The following is a 3,211-nucleotide window of genomic DNA, read 5'->3' as shown; positions in this document are numbered from 1 at the left end:
GCACGCGCAGCAGGCCGACGCCGGCGAGGCCACCGAGGCCCGCGCACGGCCGCTGTCGCAGCGCAACCTCGACAAGACCGTGATCGACCACGGCGCGAACGGCGACGAGGCCACGGATGAGGAAACCGCCGACGCGGCGACCGGCGACCGCGTCCGCGAGACCCTGCGCAAAGACACCCTGCCGCGCGTCTTCGGTCACCCGCTGGCCGATGCCGGCTCGATGCGCGAAGCGGTCGAGCGCGCCTATGAGGACCCCAGCGTCAATCCCAAGCGCACGGTGACCACCTGGGAGCCCCGCGACCGCGACGAGGAGAAAGAGGACGACGAGGACGACGTGCTCGAGGACTCGCCGCTGCTGGAGGGCATCGGCAAGATCATCGGACTGATCGGCGCGTATGGCCTGTGGGTGCTGCTGGGCGTGCTGGCGGTGATCCTGCTGGCGACCTCGCCGCGCTGGATCGTCTGGCTGCGCAGCGCGGTCGATGCGCAGCGCCGCGAGCCCGAGCCGGTCGCACGCGATCCGCTCGCCGAGGTGGCGCCGCTGCCCGACGACATCCCGACCGCGATCCGGCGGCTGTGGGCCGAGGGCCGCCAGCGCGAGGCGCTGGCGCTGCTGTACCGCGCCAGCATCGAGACGATGACCGCGCGTACCGGCGTGGTGCTGGTGCCGGGCGCGACCGAGGCCGCCTGTCTGCGCGCCTCGCGCAAGATGCCGGTCGCCGCCGACCGCGATGCCTTCGCCGCGGCGGTGCGGCTGTGGCAGTACGCCGCCTATGCCGGCCGGCTGCCCGACGACGCCGCGTTCCAGCACCAGCTCGACACCCTCGCCGAGCGCTTCGGCTGGACCGGCGCAGGCGCGCCCGACGCCACCCCGGAGGGAGCAGGCGCATGAGCGCGGCATCGACGACGACACGGCGCCCGACGCGCCTGCCCTGGGCCGCGCTCGCCGTCGTCGCGGTGCTGGCGCTGGCCGGCACGTTCGGCTACTGGTGGCTGCAGACCCACGAGCGGGTCGAGAAGGAGATCGACCTCCCGCGCAGCGGCGAGATCACCTACAACCCGCTGTACGTGCTCGGCCTGGCCCTGCGCGAGGACGGCTGGAAGGTCGATGCGCGCCAACAGCTCGACCCCGACGAGGTCGCGCTCGGCGACGACGACACCGTGGTCGTGCTCAACGATCCCCGCCGGCTGTCGGAAACCGACACCGAGGCGCTGCTGGCATTCGTCGCCGCCGGCGGCCACCTGGTCGTGCGCACGCCGCCGCGCGACCAGTTGGCGGCGGACACCGAACGGCTGCAGGCGCCGCTGCTGGAAGCGCTGGACCTGAGCGTCATCGACGACGCCAACGGCGGCTGCGTGCAGTTGTCGGTAGCCGGCGAGGACGAACACATCGAGTTCTGCCAGGGCATGCGCTTCGAGGTCGGCGCGATCGAACCGCTGCACGAATGGCGCGACAAGGACGGCGACACCGTCTACGCGCGCCTGCCGCATGGCGAGGGCAGCGTCGACGTGATCGCCGGGCTCGGCTTCCTCACCAACGACGACCTGCGCGACGGCCCGCACGTGGTGCTGGCGCGGCAGTTGCTGGCGCCGAACTGGAAGGCCGGCACCGCGCACCTGCTGTACGCGGCCGAGATGCCCTCGTTCTGGCGCTGGCTGGCCGAGAACAGCTGGATGGCGTGGCTGCCGCTGTTGCTGGCCCTGCTGGCCTGGCTGTGGGCGCGCATGCAGCGGTTCGGACCGTGGCGCCCCTCGCCCCTCGGCGAGCGCCGTTCGCTGCTCGAACACGTGACCGCCAGCGGCGAGCACATCTACCGCTATGGCTACGCCCACATCCTGTACGACGCGGTGCGCGCGGCCTTCCTCGCCCGCCTGCGCCGGCGCGATCCGCAGGCCGCCGCGCTGGAAGGCGAGGCGCAGGCCGCGCTGATCGCCGAACGCTTCAAGGACACCCTGGCGATCGGCCCCGACGAGGTGCGCACCGCCCTGTCCACGCCCGTCGCCCGCGACCACGTCGCGTTCCGTTCCCGTATTGCCACCCTGATCCGGTTGAGGAATCAGCTATGACCGCCAACGACCTTCCGCTGCCGCCCGACACCCCGACCGCGGGCCCTCCGTCCGCGGCATCGCCCGCGACCACGGCCGGCAGCGCGCCGCTGACCGGCGACGCCCTGACCGAACGCGCCGGCGCGCTGCGCGACGAAGTCGGCAAGGCCTTCATCGGCCAGCCGGAGGTGCTCGACCAGATCCTGGTCGCGCTGCTGGCCGGCGGCCACGTGCTGATCGAGGGCGTGCCCGGACTGGGCAAGACCCTGCTGGTGCGGGCGTTGTCGCAGGCGCTGGACTGCAGCTACGCGCGCGTGCAGTTCACCCCCGACCTGATGCCCAGCGACATCAGCGGGCATGCGGTCTGGAACCCGAAGAGCGAGACCTTCAACATCCGCCGCGGCCCGATCTTCACCCACCTGCTGCTCGCCGACGAAATCAACCGCGCGCCGGCCAAGACCCAGTCGGCGCTGCTGGAGGCGATGGCCGAACTGCAGGTCACGATCGAGGGCCGGAGCTTTCCGCTGCCGCCGCCGTTCATGGCGATGGCGACCCAGAACCCGGTCGAGCAGGAAGGCACCTACCCGCTGCCGGAGGCCCAGCTCGACCGTTTCCTGCTGAAGGTGATGATCGGCTACCCGGACCGCGAGGACGAGAAGCGGATGGTCGCCGCGGTCAGCCAGGGCCGCAATGCGGCGGCGTTCGAGCTGTCGCAGGTGCAATGCGTGCTGGGCCCGGAGGAGATCGTCGCGATGCAGGCGGGCACCGCCCTGGTCTCGGTCGACGACGCGGTGATCGACTATGCGGTGCGCATCGTCGCCGCGACCCGCGACTGGGCCGGCATCGCGCTGGGCGCCGGTCCGCGCGGCAGCCTCGCCCTGGTACGCGCCGCGCGCGCCCAGGCGGTGCTGTCGGGCCGCGACTTCGTCACCCCCGACGACATCCGCGAGATCGCCCTGCCGGCGCTGCGTCACCGGATCGCGCTGTCGCCGGAACTGCAGATCGAGGGCCAGACCCCCGATGCGGTGCTCAAGGCGCTGCTGGCCAAGGTCGAGGCGCCGCGCCAGTGACCCAGCGCGCGCCAGCCGGCAACGGCGATGGCGGACCCGCCGCGACCGGCAACCGTGCGATACGCGCGGCGGTGCAGGTCGCGCGCGCGCTGCCG

The 3,211-nt window shown here is 72.7% G+C and carries 3 protein-coding genes; all 3 read left to right on the top strand.

Annotation, left to right across the window (positions count from 1 at the left end; translation table 11 throughout):
- Nucleotides 1-892 (top strand): DUF4129 domain-containing protein (locus tag FKV24_RS04270; RefSeq protein ID WP_141481490.1); only part of this gene is annotated, 892 nt, incomplete at its 5' end.
- Nucleotides 889-2,067, top strand: a complete 1,179-nt coding sequence (locus FKV24_RS04265) for a DUF4350 domain-containing protein (protein ID WP_141481489.1) — start codon at nt 889-891, stop codon at nt 2,065-2,067. The genes FKV24_RS04270 and FKV24_RS04265, both read left to right, overlap by 4 nt.
- Complete coding sequence (locus FKV24_RS04260; RefSeq protein ID WP_111265040.1) at nt 2,064-3,116, top strand: AAA family ATPase; 1,053 nt, start codon at nt 2,064-2,066, stop codon at nt 3,114-3,116. The genes FKV24_RS04265 and FKV24_RS04260 overlap by 4 nt, the downstream gene beginning before the upstream one ends.
- The last annotated feature ends 95 nt before the right edge of the window (nt 3,117-3,211 follow it).

It is taken from the genome of Marilutibacter maris (assembly GCF_006546735.2).
Taxonomy (GTDB): domain Bacteria; phylum Pseudomonadota; class Gammaproteobacteria; order Xanthomonadales; family Xanthomonadaceae; genus Marilutibacter; species Marilutibacter maris.
The sequence above is the reverse complement of the archived record's forward strand: the minus strand, read 5'-3'. Positions and strand labels throughout refer to the sequence as shown.

What these genes read in the sequence shown, in the direction of transcription:
- FKV24_RS04265 (WP_141481489.1), top strand. Translation starts at nt 889, where the DNA reads ATGAGCGCGGCATCGACGACGACACGGCGCCCGACGCGCCTGCCCTGG.
- FKV24_RS04260 (WP_111265040.1), top strand. Translation starts at nt 2,064, where the DNA reads ATGACCGCCAACGACCTTCCGCTGCCGCCCGACACCCCGACCGCGGGC.